At 63.5% G+C, this 17,832-nt stretch carries 14 protein-coding genes; 5 read left to right on the top strand and 9 right to left on the bottom strand.

What is annotated here, in order from left to right; genetic code table 11:
* Window position 1 precedes the first annotated feature (1 nt).
* Window positions 2-283 (bottom strand): helix-turn-helix domain-containing protein, encoded by a 282-nt coding sequence (locus ACP3TE_RS06035; RefSeq protein ID WP_133834948.1) that lies wholly within the window; start codon window positions 281-283, stop codon window positions 2-4.
* 593 nt (window positions 284-876) lie between these two features.
* Complete coding sequence (locus ACP3TE_RS06030; protein WP_426735767.1) at window positions 877-2,406, bottom strand: sodium:solute symporter; 1,530 nt, start codon at window positions 2,404-2,406, stop codon at window positions 877-879.
* A 368-nt stretch (window positions 2,407-2,774) separates the two neighbouring features.
* On the opposite strand from ACP3TE_RS06030, the gene ACP3TE_RS06025 reads away from it, so the two are divergent.
* The 5 genes from ACP3TE_RS06025 to ACP3TE_RS06005 all read left to right on the top strand — a co-directional run bounded on the left by ACP3TE_RS06025 (window position 2,775) and on the right by ACP3TE_RS06005 (window position 8,582).
* Window positions 2,775-4,430 carry a thiamine pyrophosphate-dependent enzyme gene (locus ACP3TE_RS06025; RefSeq protein ID WP_105657924.1) on the top strand — a complete coding sequence of 552 codons (1,656 nt, stop codon included), beginning with the start codon at window positions 2,775-2,777 and terminating at the stop codon, window positions 4,428-4,430.
* A 135-nt stretch (window positions 4,431-4,565) separates the two neighbouring features.
* Window positions 4,566-5,849 carry an AAA family ATPase gene (locus ACP3TE_RS06020; RefSeq protein ID WP_402697474.1) on the top strand — a complete coding sequence of 428 codons (1,284 nt, stop codon included), beginning with the start codon at window positions 4,566-4,568 and terminating at the stop codon, window positions 5,847-5,849.
* Window positions 5,850-5,872: 23 nt separating this feature from the next.
* Window positions 5,873-7,501 carry a tetratricopeptide repeat protein gene (locus ACP3TE_RS06015; protein WP_402697475.1) on the top strand — a complete coding sequence of 543 codons (1,629 nt, stop codon included), beginning with the start codon at window positions 5,873-5,875 and terminating at the stop codon, window positions 7,499-7,501.
* A 132-nt stretch (window positions 7,502-7,633) separates the two neighbouring features.
* Window positions 7,634-8,008, top strand: a complete 375-nt coding sequence (locus tag ACP3TE_RS06010; protein ID WP_105657927.1) for a hypothetical protein — start codon at window positions 7,634-7,636, stop codon at window positions 8,006-8,008.
* A 142-nt stretch (window positions 8,009-8,150) separates the two neighbouring features.
* Complete coding sequence (locus ACP3TE_RS06005) at window positions 8,151-8,582, top strand: SRPBCC family protein (RefSeq protein ID WP_166650869.1); 432 nt, start codon at window positions 8,151-8,153, stop codon at window positions 8,580-8,582.
* A gap of 19 nt (window positions 8,583-8,601) precedes the next feature.
* Here the strand turns inward: ACP3TE_RS06005 and ACP3TE_RS06000 are convergent, their stop codons facing one another.
* The 7 genes from ACP3TE_RS06000 to ACP3TE_RS05970 form a co-directional block, all read right to left on the bottom strand.
* Window positions 8,602-9,363 carry a polysaccharide deacetylase family protein gene (locus ACP3TE_RS06000; protein ID WP_426735764.1) on the bottom strand — a complete coding sequence of 254 codons (762 nt, stop codon included), beginning with the start codon at window positions 9,361-9,363 and terminating at the stop codon, window positions 8,602-8,604.
* A gap of 103 nt (window positions 9,364-9,466) precedes the next feature.
* Window positions 9,467-10,771, bottom strand: a complete 1,305-nt coding sequence (locus ACP3TE_RS05995; protein ID WP_105657930.1) for an MFS transporter — start codon at window positions 10,769-10,771, stop codon at window positions 9,467-9,469.
* Window positions 10,772-10,900: 129 nt separating this feature from the next.
* Entirely contained in the window at window positions 10,901-11,179 is a 279-nt protein-coding gene (locus ACP3TE_RS05990; RefSeq protein WP_105657931.1) for an HPr family phosphocarrier protein, read from the bottom strand.
* Between the two features lie 52 nt (window positions 11,180-11,231).
* Window positions 11,232-12,914 carry a phosphoenolpyruvate--protein phosphotransferase gene (ptsP, locus tag ACP3TE_RS05985; RefSeq protein ID WP_402473721.1) on the bottom strand — a complete coding sequence of 561 codons (1,683 nt, stop codon included), beginning with the start codon at window positions 12,912-12,914 and terminating at the stop codon, window positions 11,232-11,234.
* Complete coding sequence (locus tag ACP3TE_RS05980; RefSeq protein WP_402697480.1) at window positions 12,911-14,929, bottom strand: PTS fructose transporter subunit IIABC; 2,019 nt, start codon at window positions 14,927-14,929, stop codon at window positions 12,911-12,913. Before ACP3TE_RS05980 ends, ptsP begins: the two co-directional genes overlap by 4 nt.
* Window positions 14,926-15,906: a 1-phosphofructokinase family hexose kinase gene (locus ACP3TE_RS05975; RefSeq protein ID WP_402697482.1), complete on the bottom strand. Its 981-nt coding sequence runs from the start codon at window positions 15,904-15,906 to the stop codon at window positions 14,926-14,928. The genes ACP3TE_RS05980 and ACP3TE_RS05975 overlap by 4 nt, the downstream gene beginning before the upstream one ends.
* Window positions 15,903-16,679, bottom strand: a complete 777-nt coding sequence (locus ACP3TE_RS05970) for a DeoR/GlpR family DNA-binding transcription regulator (RefSeq protein ID WP_105662630.1) — start codon at window positions 16,677-16,679, stop codon at window positions 15,903-15,905. The genes ACP3TE_RS05975 and ACP3TE_RS05970 overlap by 4 nt, the downstream gene beginning before the upstream one ends.
* Between the last annotated feature and the right edge of the window lie 1,153 nt (window positions 16,680-17,832).

The raw sequence follows: 17,832 nt of genomic DNA, 5'->3' as shown, positions 1-17,832 counted from the left end.
CTCAGCTCCTCTTGACTCGGTGGTGGATGCTGCGGGCGTTGTGGGCCATGCTGTTGCGGATGGCGTTGGTCTCGCCGGAGTGGCGCGGGGCGATGAGCAGATCCAGGCCGAGGATGGACATGATTTCGAGCAGGATGTTGGCGTTGCCGAGCTTGCCGTTTTCGATCGCGCTGATGGTGTTGCGGGAGATGCCGAGCTGGTCGGCGACGTCCTCTTGGCTCAGTCCGAGGTCGATGCGCTGTTTGCGCAAGGTGCTTCCTATGGCTTTGGGGTCGTTTCGCATGCGCCCGCCTTTCTCTTAAAGCCCATTTTATCGTGAATTAACCCCGATGACATCATAATGTACTGATTTTTGCGCTTTAGTAGGTCAGTGGCTTTAATGAGCAGAATCTTGTGCATTAGCGCATGGTGAGCATTAATGCCCAGAAATTTGATCTTTAATCACTGTGTGCCACTAAAGACCAAAAAACTGCGCATTACCGCTAAGGTGCCAAAAGGCCAGCACCACCAGCAAGCTGGTCGTGCTGGTGGTGCTGGCAATCATCATGATCGGCCTGGGTCAGCTGCCACACCATCTATTTCGGGTGATGAAAATATGAGCATCAACGACAGATCAGAAATAAAGGGTTTCAAGTCTGCGGGAGCGATAAAGAAGCCGAGATGCCAACGCTGCAATACTGCCGTTTCTAAGTTCCCGTGCGGCAAAGACGCGTCCTGCTGAATTGTGAACTCATAATTTCATGTTCCGCTTGGATTCCTGCGCAGCCTATTCTGGGGCGCTGGATGTCGAACAGAAAACGAGTACTGTGCCCAGCGGTTTTCACCGCTGGGCACAGGGCTCGAATCTTATATGCTCCACTCGGTATTCTTGGCGGACTAGAGCGTAGGCTCTTGTGCCGTGGCATTGACCGGAGCGTCCTGGATCTTGCCCGCAACGCGCAGGTTCCAGTGCTCAATCACCTGTCGGTCCGTCGACTTGGTCAACAGCGAAACAGCAATGAACGCTGCTGCCGAAGCGATCAGACCGTAGTAGATCGGCTCATTGGCGTAGACGCCGTCGAACTTGTTCTCAGCCTGGATCTCCAAGATGATCATCGTGCCCAAAGTAGCTATTGATCCTGCCGCCATGGAGGCTGTGGCCCCAGCGCCATTGCCGCGCTTCCACAGCAGGCCGCCGATGATTGCCACCAGCAATCCGCCCACCAGGATGTCGTAGGCAATGGTCAGTGCTGCGACCACGTCGTCCACCAGGATCGCCAAGGTGACCGTGACGACGCCCAGCGCCATCACCCAGATGCGGTTCGCGCGCACGTCATGCTCGGGGTTCTCATCGGTATTCACTTCCACGCGCTTGCCGAACCAGCTGGCGACAAATGGGGTGACATCGGTGCGGGCCACGGTTGCGGCGGCGATCAGCGCTCCGGAGGCGGTGGACATCATCGCGGCCACGGCTGCGGCCATGACCAAACCTCCCACCGCAACTGGCAGCAGCTGAGTGGCGACCTCGGCATAAACCACGTCCTTGTTCTCCGCCGCGCCCGCGATGTTCGGCAGCGCCACCTTCGCGGCCATGCCAATCAGTGCGCCGGCAGCTCCGTAGAAGATGCAGTAGATGCCGGCGGTCATCCCGCCCCAGCGGGCGGCCTTCGGGGTTTTGGCGGTGAAGACGCGCTGCCAGATGTCCTGGCCGATCAGCAGGCCCAGGGTGTAGACCACGAAGTAGGTGATGATCGACTGCAGCCCCATGCCGGTGAAGCTGAAGAATTCGGCGCCCATGCGCTCGCGGATGCCATCCAGGCCGCCGGCGGCATGCATGGAGAAGGGCAGCATCAGGGCGAAGATGCCGATGGTCTTGATGATGAACTGCACCTGGTCGGCCAGGGTGATGGACCACATGCCGCCGATAGTGGAGTAGATGACTACGATGGCGCCGCCGATGGCGATGGCCAGCCATTTCTCCCAGCCGAAGAGCACCACGAAAATGGTGGCGTAGGCGCTGGTTGAGGTGGCGCAGAGCATCAGCGTGTAGGCCAGCATGACGATGCCGGAGGTATTGGTTGCCGCCGCGCTGCCGTAGCGCAGGGTCAGCATCTGCGAAACGGTGAAGACCTTGAGCTTCTGCAGCGTCGGGGCGAAAGCCAGCGACAGCAGGATCACGCCTGCGCCAATAGCCACCACGAGCCACATGCCGGAGATCCCGTGCTTGTAGCCCAGGCCAACGCCGCCCACGGTCGAGGCTCCGCCGAGCACCACCGCCGCCATGGTTCCGGTGTAGAGGAAGGGGCCCAGGCGCCGGCCGGCCACCAGATAGTCGCTGCTGTTCTTGGTGCGGGATTTGCCCCACCAGCCAAAGGCCAGCATTGCGGCCAGGTAGGCGGCGACAATCGCGCCGTTGATGAATTCCATGGAGAACCTCGATGTCCGGATAAAAGCAGCGCTTACCTTAAGTAAACTTTTGTTGCATCACAGGCTACTAGCGCTGGCGCTGCCGATCAATGGAAATCGCGAACATTGCCCACCGCACTGCTCTGGCCAGCCGCAATGTGACGAAGCAAACCGTTCCATTCAGTGAAACTTTCTAGACATTTTGCACTCAAATATGATTCACATACGGCATCGTGTCACATATGCGTAGCATTCGATCGGCAATGTGTGCAATCGCAGCTTGTTTAGTACTGTTTCACGTTGACGCAGCGTTGCATCATTGGCCAGCAGGGCCGTTTTCTCCGCCGTTGCGTCAGACGATTTCTCGAAACCAGAAAGACGCCTAGAAGATGAGTGAAAATGGTCAGGGCCTGACAAAGAAGTCGGCCGGACACGTCATTGTCGACACGCTTGCCGCGCACGGCGTGGAACGCGCCTACGTGGTGCCGGGTGAAAGCTACCTGGATGTCCTTGATGGGCTGCACAACTCGCCAATCGAAACCGTGGTCTGCCGCCACGAAGGTGGAGCCACCTACATGGCCGAAGCCGAAGGCAAGATGCACCAGCGCCCCGGCATTGCCATGGTGACCCGTGGCCCGGGAGCTGCCAACGCCCACGTCGGCCTGCATACCGCATGGCAGGATTCGACCCCGCTGGTGCTATTCGTGGGGCTGATCCCGTTCGAGCACCGTGAAAAGGAAGCCTTCCAGGAATTCGATCCCAAGGCATGGTTCGGCACCGGCGCCAAGCGCGTGATGATCCTGGACCACGCCGATCGCGCCAGCGAAGTCGTCGCCGAGGCCATGTTTGCTGCCATGTCCGGACGCCCGGGCCCGGTGGTCGTCGGCCTGCCAGAAGACATCATCCGCAACGAAGTTTCCGCCGAAGTCCATCCGGAAATCCCGGTGGCTACCGGCGGCATGACCGTGACCGACTGGAAGGCGCTGAATACTGCCTTGCAGGAAGCGGATAAGCCGCTGTTCATTTTCGGCGGCAACGACTGGTCCCACGAAGGCGCCGCGGACTTCACTCGTTGGCTCGAGGAACACGACCTGCCAGCCGCTGCCGAATGGCGTTGCGAGGGTACCGTGCCTTTCAACTCGCCATCCTATGTTGGCCCGATCGGCTACGGCCGCCCCAAGCCGACCTATGACCTGCTGGAAGAGACTGATCTGCTGATCTTCGTCGGCACGGTTCCAGGCGACGTCATCACCGACGGCTTCAATGTCCGCCAGAACTGGGACAAGAAGAACTTCCTGGTCACCATCGACCCGTCGCTGCGCGGACGTTCCGGCCCGGTATCGCACCAGATTGTCGCCAAGCCCGATGTCTTCGTTCGCGACCTGCTGCTGATGGATTTGCCGGTCAAGGAATCCTGGAAGGAGTGGACTTCCCGGATGCGCGGCGAGCAGGAGAAGTTCGCCGAACTTCCACCAGCGCAGCCTTCCGCGGGCCAGGCGAGGATGGCGACCATGATGGCTAATCTGGTTGGATCCCTGCCCGAAGACGCCCTGGTGACCTTCGGCGCTGGCGAGCACACCAACTGGGCCCACCGCTACTTCCCAACCAACGGCTACGCTTCGATGCTCTCGGCACGCAACGGTTCCATGGGCTACTCGATTCCTTCCGCCGTCGCCGCTTCGCTGAACTACCCGGGGCGCCGCGTGGTGACCATCGCAGGTGACGGCGAGTTCTTGATGAATGGCCAGGAGCTGGCTACCGCTGCCCAGTACGGCGCCACCCCGCTGGTGATCGTCATGGACAACCAGCAGTACGGCACCATCCGCACCCACCAGGAACGCCAGTACCCGGAACGGGTTTCCGGAACCCAGTTGGCCAACCCCGACTTCGCGCTGATGGCGCAGTCCTTCGGCGGGTTCGGCGTCCGCGTCGAGAATGATTCAGATGTCCCGGCTGCCCTGGAAAATGCGCTGAAGGCCATTGACGAGAACAAGAAATTCGCGTTGATCCATTTGGTGGTAGAGCAGGGAGTCAAGGCCTACTAGGCACTGGGTGCGCTCAGCGAACAGTCGGGTCTGCGACGTATAATTCCAGCGGGTGTCGTTTCTAGCGATACCCGCTGGATGCTTTAACCAGCAGAGGCAACAGACCGAGACCTTCAACCGTGGAGCGGCCCTAGAATGAACGATGCCCTTATTGCTAGCCTTCTCCGGGCCGTAGAAGCAGCGCCGGACGACCATGCCCTGCGATTGCACCTGGCTGAACAGCTCGATGGTGCCGGCCGATCCGCCGAAGCGCTGTCCCATGTCAGCATCGTGCTGCAGCAGGATCCGGGGAACGCGTCCGCGCTGGGAAGGCTTGGAACGATCAGCGCGTCGATGGCCGCAGCGATGGCCCCGCAGGCGCCCGTCGAACCCGCAGCGGATGCCGCGCCGGCTGGAAACCAGCAGAACGATACGCCACCAGGCTACGACTGGGAAGCGGGTTCCAAGGAACTCGGCAGTTCGCTGCCGGCGCCCTTTATTGAAGGACGGGTCCCGCTGCGCTCAGATGCGGGGTCCGATGCCCCGGAAGCTCCCATCGAGAACCCGGCCGGAACGGGTGTCACCCTGGATGATGTGGGTGGCTTGCAGGCGGTCAAGGACCGCCTGGACGAATCCTTCCTGGCACCGATGCGCAACGCCGCAATTGCCAAGGCTTTTGGCAAATCATTGCGCGGCGGGCTGCTGCTGTATGGGCCACCGGGATGCGGCAAGACTTTCCTGGCTCGCGCGGTGGCCGGTGAGCTGAAAGCCAATTTCATGTCTGTCACCATTACCGATGTGGTTGACTCCTACATCGGTGAAACGGAAAAGCGGCTCAAGGCGATTTTCGACCAGGCCCGCAAGAAGGCTCCAACGGTTCTCTTCATCGATGAGATTGATGCCATCGGCATCCGCCGCGGTTCGCTGACTGGATCGGGCGCGTGGATGCGCCAGATGGTCAATCAGCTGCTGATCGAGATGGATTCGCTTGCGGGAAACAACGATGGCCTTTACGTTCTGGGGGCTACCAATCACCCATGGGATCTGGACGAAGCACTGCTGCGTCCAGGCCGGTTGGACCGGACCCTGCTGGTGACTCCGCCGGACGCGCCGGCACGTGAGTCCATCTTGCGGTACCACTTGAAGAACCGCCCGATTGCCGGAATCGACCTGGAATGGATTGCGGCACAGACCGACGGGTTCTCGGGTGCGGACCTGGAGCACGTATGCACCACTGCCGCCGAGAAGGCAATGATGCAATCCATCGAGCGCAACGAGGTTCTCCCCTTGGACATGAGCCATATCAGAACTGCCCTGGCGGAAATCAAGGCGTCGACTTTGCCGTGGCTGGAATCCGCGCGAAATGTGGTGCGCTTCAGCAACCAGCATGGCCGCTACGATGATTTATCCGAGTATCTGGTTTCGCAGAACATGCTCTAGAAAGCACCGGGGGAGTACACCGCATGGAATTCGAGCGACTGCATCACCGGATCACCCACCACCTGGCGATCGGACGGGAAACCGAAGCGATTGCCTTGCTGAAGGATAACCTCAACGAGCACCATCAGGTCCCTGCCTTCTGGATCCTCTATTCGTCATGCCATTTGAGCCTCAAGCAGTGGGCCGAAGCGGAGTCCGCTGCCAAAGCCGGGCTGAATTTGGATCCTGCCAACCCGGTGGCCGGGGAGTGCCTGGCCGTCGCCCTGATGCGCCAGCATCGACGGGAGGAGGCGCTGCTGGCGATCCGGCAGGTAATCGAAAAGGAACCGGAATACGGCAACGGGCACTACTGGCTGAGCATGATCACGCTCAGCGATATTCGGAGCAACGATGACAGGGTGCTGGCCCGCCAAGCCATCGAGCACGCGATTCGGCTGGAGCCGGGGAACCCCGATTACTACCAGGGCGCGGCAATTGCTGCCGAAACCCAAGATGACAACCTGGCGGCTCTCGGATTCCTCCAATCCGGGCTGCAGATCGACCCCAATCACCAGGGGCTGTTGCGGGCGGCCGGAAGTATCGGCAATGGCGAAAAAATCGTCGGGGAACAAGGCGATGTGCTGCGTGGATTGATATCCATGGATCCGATGAACGAAGGCCTGCATCAGGACTACGCGGAAACCTTCGTTGCGAAGCAAACTGCCTACGCTAATCGGTTCTGGCTTTTCACTCCGGTGCTGGCAGTTGCCGCCGCCCTGGGGCAGCGGGCTGGTGGAACCGGGGCGCTGCTGGCGATTGCCGCCACTGCCATCGTGGCCGGGCTCTTTGGATGGTGGAACAAGAAGGCGTACAGCAAGGCGGCCAGGTCGTTGCCCGCCGGCTACGCCAAGGACATTGATGCGCGCTTCCCCAAACTGCCCCGAGCCATTCGCTCCTACCGGATTGGTTGGCTCCTGAGCACGAGCGGAGCGGTCCTGGGCTGTTTCCTGCCGGTGGCTGGCATCATCGTGATGCTGCTCGGTGTGCTGGCAAGCCAGCTAGGAGCACTGTGGATCCTGCAAGAAAATGCTGGCCCGCCAAGAAAGGGCTCCGACCGCCACGAGCAACGCCGGTACCTGGTCCGGTGCAGCGGCTTGCACGCGGCTGGCTTCTGGAAGCGGGCGTGCCTGGCGCTCATCCAGCTAGTGCTCTTAGGGATTTGCTTGGCCAATGAAAGCAGGATCGCTGCCGTGCCAGCCGGATCGGTGGCCGCCGGACTGCTGGTGCCTGGCATTTCCTTGCTGGCAGCCCAAGTCCGTCTTGGATTCAAGGAAAATGCCTTTGCCTACGGGCTGGCTGTCAGCTCCTCGGCCAAAAACCGGAACTGGGCCATGCTGCGCGGCAATATCGGCGGCCTGTATTTCATCGGAGTGCATCTGTTCGCCGGGCTGTTTGCCGCAGCTGCTTCGCTGGGGCTGCTCATATCGGGAGTGGAGGGTTCGCTGGATTCGCCACCGGAGCCCCGTCATCCAAGCCAGGATAGCGTCCTCGACGAAGACTTGCTGAATCAGCTCAAGGATGTGGAAACTCCGGATTCCCAGCCCCGTGAATACTCGATCCCTTCGCTGCCGGACATGCCCGATATTCCGTCCCTCGGCGTCCCGAACCAGTGAGCAGGAACCTACGCGGAAAAGATCACAACGCCGTGGGCCTTTCTGTCTTGGCACGCGCCCGCTGAAGAAATAAGATGAATTGCTACCGATTCCCGTGAGCACTAGAACCCCAACCACGAGGTGGATAATCTGATGGCACAGATGAGCGAAGAGCTCATTGAGCAGTGGGCTGACGCAACTGCTGAAATCTACAATGAGTCCCTGACTGGCATTAATCTGAGCCGTCTGCCCGAGGCAGTGGCTCAGTACGTCGACCTATTCGCGCAGAGCGAGAACTTGACGTTCAATGGGGAGGCCACCCCCACCGATTACTTCGATAATCACCCATTCCTCGCGGTGACCGCAGTGCTCAACAGCCCAGAGGCGCTGGAAGCCCTGGATTCCGATGCGCAGGACGCGTTGGATGCGATGGTTGACTTCACCGAGGCCTGGTACAACTTCGACCTCGAGAATGAGCCGGAACTGGGTATCTCCGAGGCGGATGGCGACGACGAAGAAGACTGGTAAGCCTTCTGCCGCCCAGGGGCCGGCACCCAGCAGCGTACGCGCGCTGGGTGCCGGCCTTTGCTGCGGGCGGCCGGAAACCGGATTGCATGCCAACAGCCATGAAGCTATTCCATTTGGCCGCCGAGGGTGGCACTATGCGGATATGAGCCAGTTCAGCGTTTTCGAGAGCACCGTGGTCATTCACCTGCCGGTGCACCGTGTCTGGGAGCTGCTTACCGATTGGGCAGCAACACCCTTGTGGATCCATGGGATCGGCTCCATGCATTCGGACGACCCGCAGCTCAAGGTCGGCACCCAGCTGGTATACCGCGTTGCCGGCCATGAACGCGTGTATCGCGTCCATGACCTGATCGAGAACCGCTTGCTGATCCTGCACACTTCGGAGAATCCCGATGGGCTCTCCTACCGCTACGACCTGAAGGACGACGCGGGGCATACCGAGGTAGTGCTGCAGGTGGCAATCATCAACCCGGATCTGACGGTGGAGCAGTGCGAGGAGCTGGCGGCAAATATCCGCGAAAGCGAAGGGGACAAGCTGGACCAGCTGCGGCTGTACGCAGAGCAGGCCCCCTGAGCACCTGCGCGGCGCAAGACTATTTCGTCGCGCCGGGAGCAGGAGCCGAAGCATAGGCCGTCGAATTCTCCAGCTGGCCATTGAATAGCTGGTCCACGGTGACCGGGGTGTAGCCCTCGGCCTTCAGCTTCTCCACGAGATCCGGCAGTGCCTTGACTGAGCTCTCATGGATGTCATGCATCAAGATGATGGAGCCCGGATGGGCTTCGTCCATGGCGATGCGCACCGTTTTCTCCGGATCGTGGTGCTTCCAATCCAGGGTGTCAACATCCCACAGCACCAACGGGTAGGGCACCAGCCGGTCATAGACGGCACCGTGATTCCCATAGGGCGGGCGGAAGACGGTGGGCTCGTGGCCGGAGGCCTTTTCTACCGCTTCGCTGGTCCATCCCAGCTCATGCTGGATCTGTTCTCTGGTCAGCGTCGTGAGATCCGCATGGTCCCAGGTATGGCTGCCCAGCTGGTGGCCTTCGGCGGCCATGCGCTTGACCGCGTCGGGGTATTTGGCAATGTTCTTCCCGACCATGAAGAAGGTGGCTGGCGCCTCCGCGGCCTTCAGCTCGTCGAGCAGCCGCCCGGTGTACTGGCCAGGTCCGTCATCGAAGGTCAGCGCCACGCATCGAGCCACGGCGCAATCCACCTGCTCGCTTGCCGCGGAGCCCGTGGGCTGCGCATCGGGAGCAGGCGCTGGTGCAGGGGAACAGGAAACCAGGAATGCCGGGCCCAGCGCCAACAGCGCCAACAGGGCCAGGCGCGCCATGTCGGGCAATCGAGAAGTCATCCTTCCACCTTCCCGTCATGCCCGGTCCGTGCCCGGGAACTACACGCGAAAATCTGCTGGGAGTTTGATCAGTGCCGGCCCAGCGCCAGCTGGTCGCAACCGGTCAACTGCGCTCGCCGTCCAGCTCCGCCGGAACGGGGTCCGAGAGCGGATGCGCTATTTCGTCGCGGGCAAATTTCCCGGCCCACCATGCGATGATTCCGAACAGCGGCGAGGCGAGGCCGGCAATGACGAATATCGCCTGCAAGCTGAGCACCTGGGTCAAAGGTCCCGCCGCCGCCATGGACAGCGGCATCAGCGCCAGCGAAACGAAGAAATCCAGGCTGGAGATCCGCCCGAGCAGGTGTCCGGGAACCCGGCGCTGGAGCAAGGTGCCCCAGATGACCATGCCCACGGCGTCGGTGATGCCGAAGGCCAGCAGGATCGCGAAGAGCATCCACGCGGCATCGACGTAGCCCACCAGGGCCAGGGGCAAGGTGCCCAGGCACCAGCAGGCGGTCATCAAGCTCAAGTAGCGCCGCGGGAATTTCGCGGACGCGACCAGCAGCGAGCCGATCGCCGAACCGAGGCCGAAGAAGGCCAGTGCGAAGCTGAACAGTTTCGCGTCCCCGTGCAGGTTGCCGCTGACGATGAAGGGCAGCAGCACCTCGAAGGGCCCGATGAAGGTGAACACCGAAATGACCGAGAACAGCAGCGTCCACAGCAGCCAGCGGGTGCGCACCGTGTAGCCGATGCCTTCGCGCAGCTGCCGGAACATCCCGGGCTGTCCCTGGCCGTCAACGGGGCCTGGCGCGTTGTACGCCTGGCGGTTGGGGATCCGGCGCAGCATCAGCAGCGCCGCGAGGTGGATTACGCAGATGCCGACGATGGCGTGCGCCGGCGAGAGTCCCGCCACCACGAATCCGGCGGCCATCGGGCCCAGGGCGGTGTGCACCACCGGCCGGGCTGTCCCTTCCAATCCGTTGGCGGCCAGCAGCTGCTCGGCGGGCAGCATCTTGGGCAGCAGTGCGGAGTAGGCGGGGTAGAAGAAGGCCGACCCGGCCCCGCCGCAGAAGCCCGCGAGCATCAGGTGCCACAGCTCCAGGGCACCGGCCATGGCCAGCACCGCGGTGATGCCCATGACCGCCAGCGATAGCGCCTCGACCAGCATCACGATCCGCCGGCAGGAATGGCGGTCCGCCATGATCCCGCCGAGCAGCACGAAGCAGAGCAGCCCGGCGGCACTGGCGGTGGCCACGGCAGAAAGCTGGATGGGCCCGCCGCCCAGCTGGCGCACCTGGTAGACCATTGCCACGGCCCACATGCCGGCGGCGAAGGTGGAGAGGACAAGTGCGCTGGCCAGCAGGGCGTAGTCGCGGTAGGCGAACGGCTTGATGAGGCGCAGTGCAGAGGTTTTGAGCGCGCTCATGGAAGCTCCTGCGGTAGTGCGTAGGAACTATCATCCATCCACTGATTGAGCTTTGTCAATCAGTGGATGGTAATTAAATAACTCCGGGGACCACGCGATGGCGCGTGGTCCCCGGAGCTCGGCTTCGTGCTACTCGGCGTCGTGGTCGGTTTCCAGGATGGCCGCCAACTGCTCCAGGGCAGCTTCGGCTCCTTCGCCCTCGGCACGCAGCACTACGGTGGTTCCGTATTCCGCGCCCAGGCCCATCAGCGAGAGGATGCTGGACGCGTCCAGCGCCTCGTCCACAGGCTCGCCCTGAAGGGCGATGGTGACCTCGACCGGCGCCTCGGCCGCGGCCTCGGCGAAGATGGCTGCCGGGCGGGCGTGCAGGCCGACGCGGCTGCCGATGATTGCTGTACGTTCTGCCATGATGGCTCCTTCAGGATCTCTTGAACGGTTGATTACGGTAAATTCGGGGGGCCTAGAGGCCGAATCGGTCCAGCTCGCCCAGCTGCGCGCGCACGGCAGTGCGTGCCGCCTCGGCCGACTCGGCGTCCAAGGCCAGCTGGGACAGGCGCTGCGCAGTGGGCAGGTCTACGGTGCGCAGCACCGCGGCAACCGGTGCCAGCGCCCGCTTGTTCATGGACAGGGTGTCCACTCCCAGGCCCACCAGCACCACGGCCAGCGCCGGGTCGGCGGCCGCTTCGCCGCACACCCCGACGGGTTTGCCGCCGGCCGCCTGCGCACCGGCGGCGGTGGCGGCCACCAGGTGCAGCACTGCCGGCTGCCAGGGGTCGTTGAGCTCGGCCAGGGCACCGAGCTGGCGGTCCGCGGCCATGGTGTACTGGGTCAAGTCGTTGGTGCCGATGGAGACGAAATCGCAGCGCTGCAGGATCTGGCCTGCCAGCACCGCCGCCGAAGGGACCTCGATCATGGTCCCGGCGGTGGCCAGGCCAGCGGCCTTGGCCAGCTGCGCGAATTCCTGCGCTTCGGACGCAGTGGAAATCATCGGCGCCATCACCCAGATTTCGGCCTGGTGCTCGCCGGCGGCTTGCGCGATGGCCTGCAGCTGGCGTTCGAGCACGCCCGGGCTGGACAGGTCGGTGCGGTAGCCGCGCACGCCGAGGGCCGGATTCGGCTCGCTGGCATCGGTCAGGAAGGGCAGCGGCTTGTCCGCTCCCGCATCCAAGGTGCGCACCACGACCTTGCGGCCGGGGAAGGCGGCGAAGACCGCACCGTAGGCTGCCACCTGCTCGTCATGGGAGGGCTCCTTGTCCTTGCCCAGGAAGCAGAACTCGGTGCGCAGCAGGCCCACGCCCTCGGCGCCCGCCGCGGCGGCCAGCTGCGCGTCGTCGCCGCTGCCGACATTGGACAATAGCGGCACGCGGTGCCCGTCGCGCAGCTGCCCGGTGCCGGAGAACTCCGGCAGCGCCTCGCGGTTGGCGTAGGTGGCGGCCAGGTGCTCTTCGGCCTCGCCGGGACCGGTGATGACCAGCCCGTCGATGCCGTCCACGAAGACATGGTCCCCGTCGGCCAGTGCTGTGGTGCCGGCAGCGGCCACGATGGCCGGAAGGCCCAGCGAGCGCGCGATGATGGCGGTATGCGATTGCGGCCCGCCATCGGAGGTGACCAGCGCCAGGACCTTGGCCGGATCCAGCGTCGCGGTATCGGCCGGAGCCAGGTCCACCGCGGCGAGGATGAAGGGCTGGTCCGAGTCCGGGATGCCCGGGGCGGGCACGCCGCGCAGCTCGGCGACGATGCGCGAGCGCACATCGAGCACATCCCCGGCGCGTTCGGCCATGTAGCCGCCGAGCGCCGACAGCTGCGTGGCGACCGCGTCGGCGGCCTCCCAGATGGCCGATTCGGCGCAGGTACCCGATGCCACCAGCTTGGTGGCCGACTTGAGCAGCGTGCGGTCGCTGGCCATCAGCGCGGTGGCCTTGAGCACGGCTTGGGCATCGCCGGTGGCCTGCGCCGCGCGTTCCTTGAGCTGCGCGGCGACCGCCTGCGTGGCCTCGGCCAGGCGCAGGGATTCGGCTTCCGCGCTGGAACCTGCTGGCAGGGGCGCGCCGTCGGCGGGCGGGAGGATGGGGTCGGGCATGCGGCGCACGGATCCGATGACCCGTCCGGCGCTGACGCCTACTCCGGTGAATTTCTGGCTCATGCTGCGGCCTTTGCCTCTTCAGCGGCCCGTGCGGGGGCCTTGCGGACATATTTCTTCAGGATGATCACCAGCGCCGCGGAAACCAGCGTGCCGATCACGGTGGCCACCAGGAACATCGGCCAGGTGCTGTCCATCGCGAAGAAGACGAAGATGCCGCCATGCGGTGCCTGGGAGAGCACATCGAAGCTCATGATCAGCGAGCCGGTGACCCCGGCACCCACCATGGAGGCCGGGATGACGCGCAGCGGGTCGGCCGCGGCGAAGGGGATGGCGCCTTCGGAGATGAACGCGGCACCCAGCAGCCAGGCCGCCTTGCCGTTTTCGCGTTCCGCCCCGGTGAACAGCTTCGGGGACACCGCGGTGGCCAGGGCCATCGCCAGCGGCGGAACCATGCCGGCAGCCATCACGGCTGCCATGATCATCAGCGGGGCCGGGTTCTCGGCCACCGAACCGGCGCCCAAGCCGGCTACCGCGAAGGAATAAGCGACCTTGTTGATCGGCCCGCCCAAATCGATGGCCATCATCAGGCCCAGGACCAGGCCGAGGATCGCCGCCGCGGTGCCGGACATGCCCGCCAGCCAGCCGTTGAGGGCTTCGGTGAGCTGGGCAATCGGCCCGCCAAGGAACAGGAACATCAGGCCCGAAGCGATGATGGAACCGAGCAACGGCACGATGACCACTGGCATCAGCCCGCGCAGCCAGCGTGGCACGGTCCAGGAATTGATCCAGCGGCAGGCCAGGCCAGCGATGAGTCCGCCAATGATGCCGCCAATGAATCCGGCACCCATGAAGCCTGCCACGGCACCCGCGGTGAAGCCCGGGGCGATGCCCGGACGGTCGGCGTAGGCATAGGCGATGTAGCCTGCCAGCGCCGGAATCAGGAAGGACATGGACAGGGAACCGATCTTGAACGCGACGGCGCCCAGATAGGCGCCCAGCGGACCGAACGGGGTATCGAGCTGCGCCATGATCTCGGCACCTGGCAAGTTGAACAGGGTGCTGGAACCCAGCACGCCATCGGCCACGTTGCTGATCGAGTACCCGCCGAGCAGGAAGCCCAGCGCGATGAGCAAGCCGCCGCCGGCGACGAACGGGATCATGTAGGAGACGCCGGTGAGCAGCGCGCGCTTCAGGCCTGCGCCGAAGGATTCGCTGCCGCCGGATTCCTCGCCGGATGCGGCGGCACCGGCGGGAACGCGGCGCGCCTTGGGATCTTCGGAGGCGGCGATGGCGTCATTGATCAGCTTCTTCGGCTCGTCGATGCCGCGCTTGACCGGAACCTGGATCACCGGCTTGCCGGCGAAGCGGCCGCGGTCGCGCACATCGACGTCTACCGCGAAAATCACGGCGTCGGCGGCTTCGATGACCGCCGGGTCCAGCGGGGTGGAACCCGAGGAACCCTGGGTTTCCACCGCGAAGCCGACACCCATTTGCTCGGCGGTCTGGGCCAGCGAATCGGCGGCCATGTAGGTGTGGGCGATGCCGGTGGGGCAGGCGGTGACCGCGACGATCGACTTCTTCTTGGGGGCGGCCGGAGCAAGGGAGGCAGGAGCCGCGGCCGGAGCATCGGAAACCACCGCGCGCACCAGTTCCACGATCTCGGCTTCACTGGCTGCTGCCCGCAGGGAGGCGGTAAAGGACTTCTTCACCAGGGCGCGGGCGAGCTTGGAGAGCAGCTTGAGGTGGGCCTGGTCGGCGCCATCGGGGGCGGCAATGAAGAACACCAGGTCGGCTTCGCCGTCCTTGGCGCCGAAGTCCACCGTCGGTTCCAGGCGGGCCATGGCCAGGGTCGGCTCGGTCACCGCAGCCGAACGGCAGTGCGGGATGGCGATGCCTCCGGGCACCCCGGTAGCGGTCTTGGCTTCGCGGGCCTTGGCATCGGCGGCCAGGGCGGCGGCGTCGGTGGCGCGCCCCTGGTTGGCCACCAGCAGGGCCAGCTTCTCGATGACCTCGCTCGTGCTGTTGCCAAGGTCGGCATCGAGCAGCACGAGCTCTGCAGTGATTAGTTCACTCATGACTCGGTTCCTTGCGTTGAAGTAAGTTCGTGGACGGTGACGGCGCCAACGGTGAGATCGGATTGGGTCGGGATGGTGGAGCCGGGCAGCTGCGTGGCGGCGGCCCCGTAGGCGACGGCATTGCGCAGCCGTTCAGGGGCGCTGGCCCCTGCAGCATCGGCCAGCAGGTAGCCGGCCAGCGAGGAATCGCCAGCCCCCACGGTGCTGCGCGGGGTGATCGGGGTGTGCGATCCGTGCCAGACACCGGCCTTGGTGACCAGCAGTGCGCCCTGCGCCCCGAGGGTGGCCAGTACCGCGCCGACGCCTCGGTCCAGCAGCTGCTGCGCGCAGCCGGTGGCCAGCTCGCGGGAGCCTTCCAGTGCCGCCTCGCCGTAGCCGCCCGCCAGCTGCGCCAACTCCTCGGCATTGGGCTTGACCAGATCCGGGATGTGCTGCTGGCTGTGGGCGAAGAGCTCCAGAAGCGGTGCGCCGGAGGTGTCCACGGCGATCTTCGGGCACTTCCCGCCCAGGGCCGCCCTCAGCTTTGCGGTCAGCTGCGCATAGAAGCTGGCAGGAACTCCCGGCGGCAGCGAACCGGCCATCACCATCCAGCTGGCGCCGGCGGCGGCCTCGGCGACCAGGTCGCCGAGATCGGCCAGCTGCTGCGCGTCCAGGGTAGGGCCTGGCTCATTGATCTTGGTGGTGGTGCCATCGGGATCGGTCAGGGTGGTGTTGGTGCGCAGCGCTTCGGTGATCGGCAGGTTCCGGTGCGCCAGCTGGTCGCGGGACAGCGCGGTAATCAGCGGGTCGGTGCCGGCTCCGGGCAGCACTGCCAGGGTGGGAACACCGGCCGCGGCAATGGCGCGCGAGACGTTCACTCCCTTGCCTGCCGCCTGGACGTGGCTGGAAGCCGCGCGCTGCACGGCGCCGGGGGCCAGTGGCGCGCCTAGCTCGATGGTCTTGTCCAGCGCCGGGTTGACGGTCAGCGTGATAATCATGCGATCACCACCTCGACATCCGCCGCTTCCAGCGCAGCGGCAAGTTCAGTGCCGGGTTGCTGGTCGGTGACCAGGGTGTCGATGTCTTCGAGCCGGGCGAAGCAGACCAGGGTTTCCTGGTCGAATTTGGATCCGTCGGCCAGCAGCACCACGCGGCGGGCACTGGCGACCAGGGCGCGCTTGACGGCAGCTTCCAGCGGGTCCGGGGTGCTCAGGCCGAATCCTGCATGCAGCCCGTTGGTGCCGATGAAGGCGATGTCGGCCCGGTACTGGGAATACTCCTGCACGGTGCGGGCTCCGCTGGAGGCGCCGGTGATGCCGCGGACCCGCCCGCCGATCAGCTCCAAGGCGACATCCGGGCTGTGGACCAGCACCGAGGCAATGGGCAGGGCGTGGGTGATAACCACCAGTCCGGTGCCCGCGGTGCTCTTGAGCATGCGTTCGGCCAGGATTTCCGTGGTGGTTCCCGCGTCGATGATGACCGAGGCATCGGAGACCGGCAGCAGGCTCAGGGCGCGCTGGGCGATGCGGGCCTTGGACTCGGAATGGATGGCGGTGCGCACCACGTAGCTTTCCTCGCGGGTGCTGGCTTCGGTGATGGTGACCGCTCCGCCGTGGACGCGGCGCAGGTAGTTCTCGGATTCCAGCTGGGCCAGATCCCGCCGCACGGTTTCCCGGGTGATATCGAAGCGCTGCGCGAGCTGGGCGACGGTTACTTTCCCGTCAGCTTCCAGCTGCTCAACGATCAGCCGGTGTCGTTCTTCGGCGAACATTCTTGCCTCCGCAATTCCTCATGACCTGCAACACATTGATCTGTGTTTCCATGACTTTATGCCCGATTGTGTGGCATCGTCAAGTGAAAATCCGGGGAATATTTGGCTTTAGTTGGTTTTGAGTGGGTTTGCTAGGGGTTATGCAGAATCAACGGTGGGGGATACGCGCAACCCAAGCAGCGTGCGACTTGATTCTGTCCTCCTGAAATCGCCATCTGTGCGGCCTCAGTTGACTGGAAACCCAGCTAATGAGCAAGACGTCTGTACGGCCAGGAACCAGGGCGGGCAGTTCATGAATTCGACAGGAATCATAGGTTGCTGGGCGAATGAGTTGCGTCAGGACGACGTGCCTGGATCAAGCCATGCCACTCTCCGCGCTTGAATGCGTTCGGTCGAGTTGGCTGAAATGCAACAGCCCTTTGTGCATTCCTTTTCTCCTCGGATGTTACTCTGCCAAGGTATAACTTCGACCGGAACAGCATGGGGGCGATCTGAGGTCAGCTCTGATATTTGCACTAGTGGGCGTCTGTTAAAGTCTTTCCGTTGGATTGGCATTTGGCGATGGATTCGTTATTGCGTTCTTGCAGGCTTCCTAGTTGCATTGGGGTCGAATTTACCATGACGGTGAAAACCATGGGGCCCACCGGCAATCTCGGATCGGCGTCACTGCCGTCGAAGCCAGAGGCCCGCAGCTCGAGGTTGTATTCGCGAACTTCGTCGGAGAGTTCGATTGTTATCTAGTTCGAGCGTTCCTCCCAAACCAAGTACATGATCACCGGAGTAGCATCGGGGAAGTATCGCGTCGAGGGCTGTATCGAATTCGGGCCGGCCTACCAGAGCACCGAATAGCTCGTGATGAATCCAGTGGTCATCGCAGCGGAATCGAATGACGAGGAAGCCCTGGACTTGGCGATCGGCGGCCTTAGCCTTGATTGATCCGCGAGGGGATCCGAAGAGACTGGTTATGGAGTCCTTGAAAAGCCTCTCGCGACTAATAGGGCCCGCATGATCCAACGATATTAGTGCGACACATAGTTGGGAGATTCTAGGACTAGTGAGTTCTCAAGGATTCTCGGCTGGGGAGCGGTGCCCGGCGAGACTTCTCGCAACCATGGAGTTGCAATATGTCTCTGGATGGGTGTCGAATTCTTTT

The organism is Glutamicibacter sp. 2E12 (genome assembly GCF_050030965.1).
Lineage (GTDB): Bacteria > Actinomycetota > Actinomycetes > Actinomycetales > Micrococcaceae > Glutamicibacter.
Note: the sequence above shows the minus strand (reverse complement) of the source record. Positions and strands in the feature narration are given on the sequence as shown.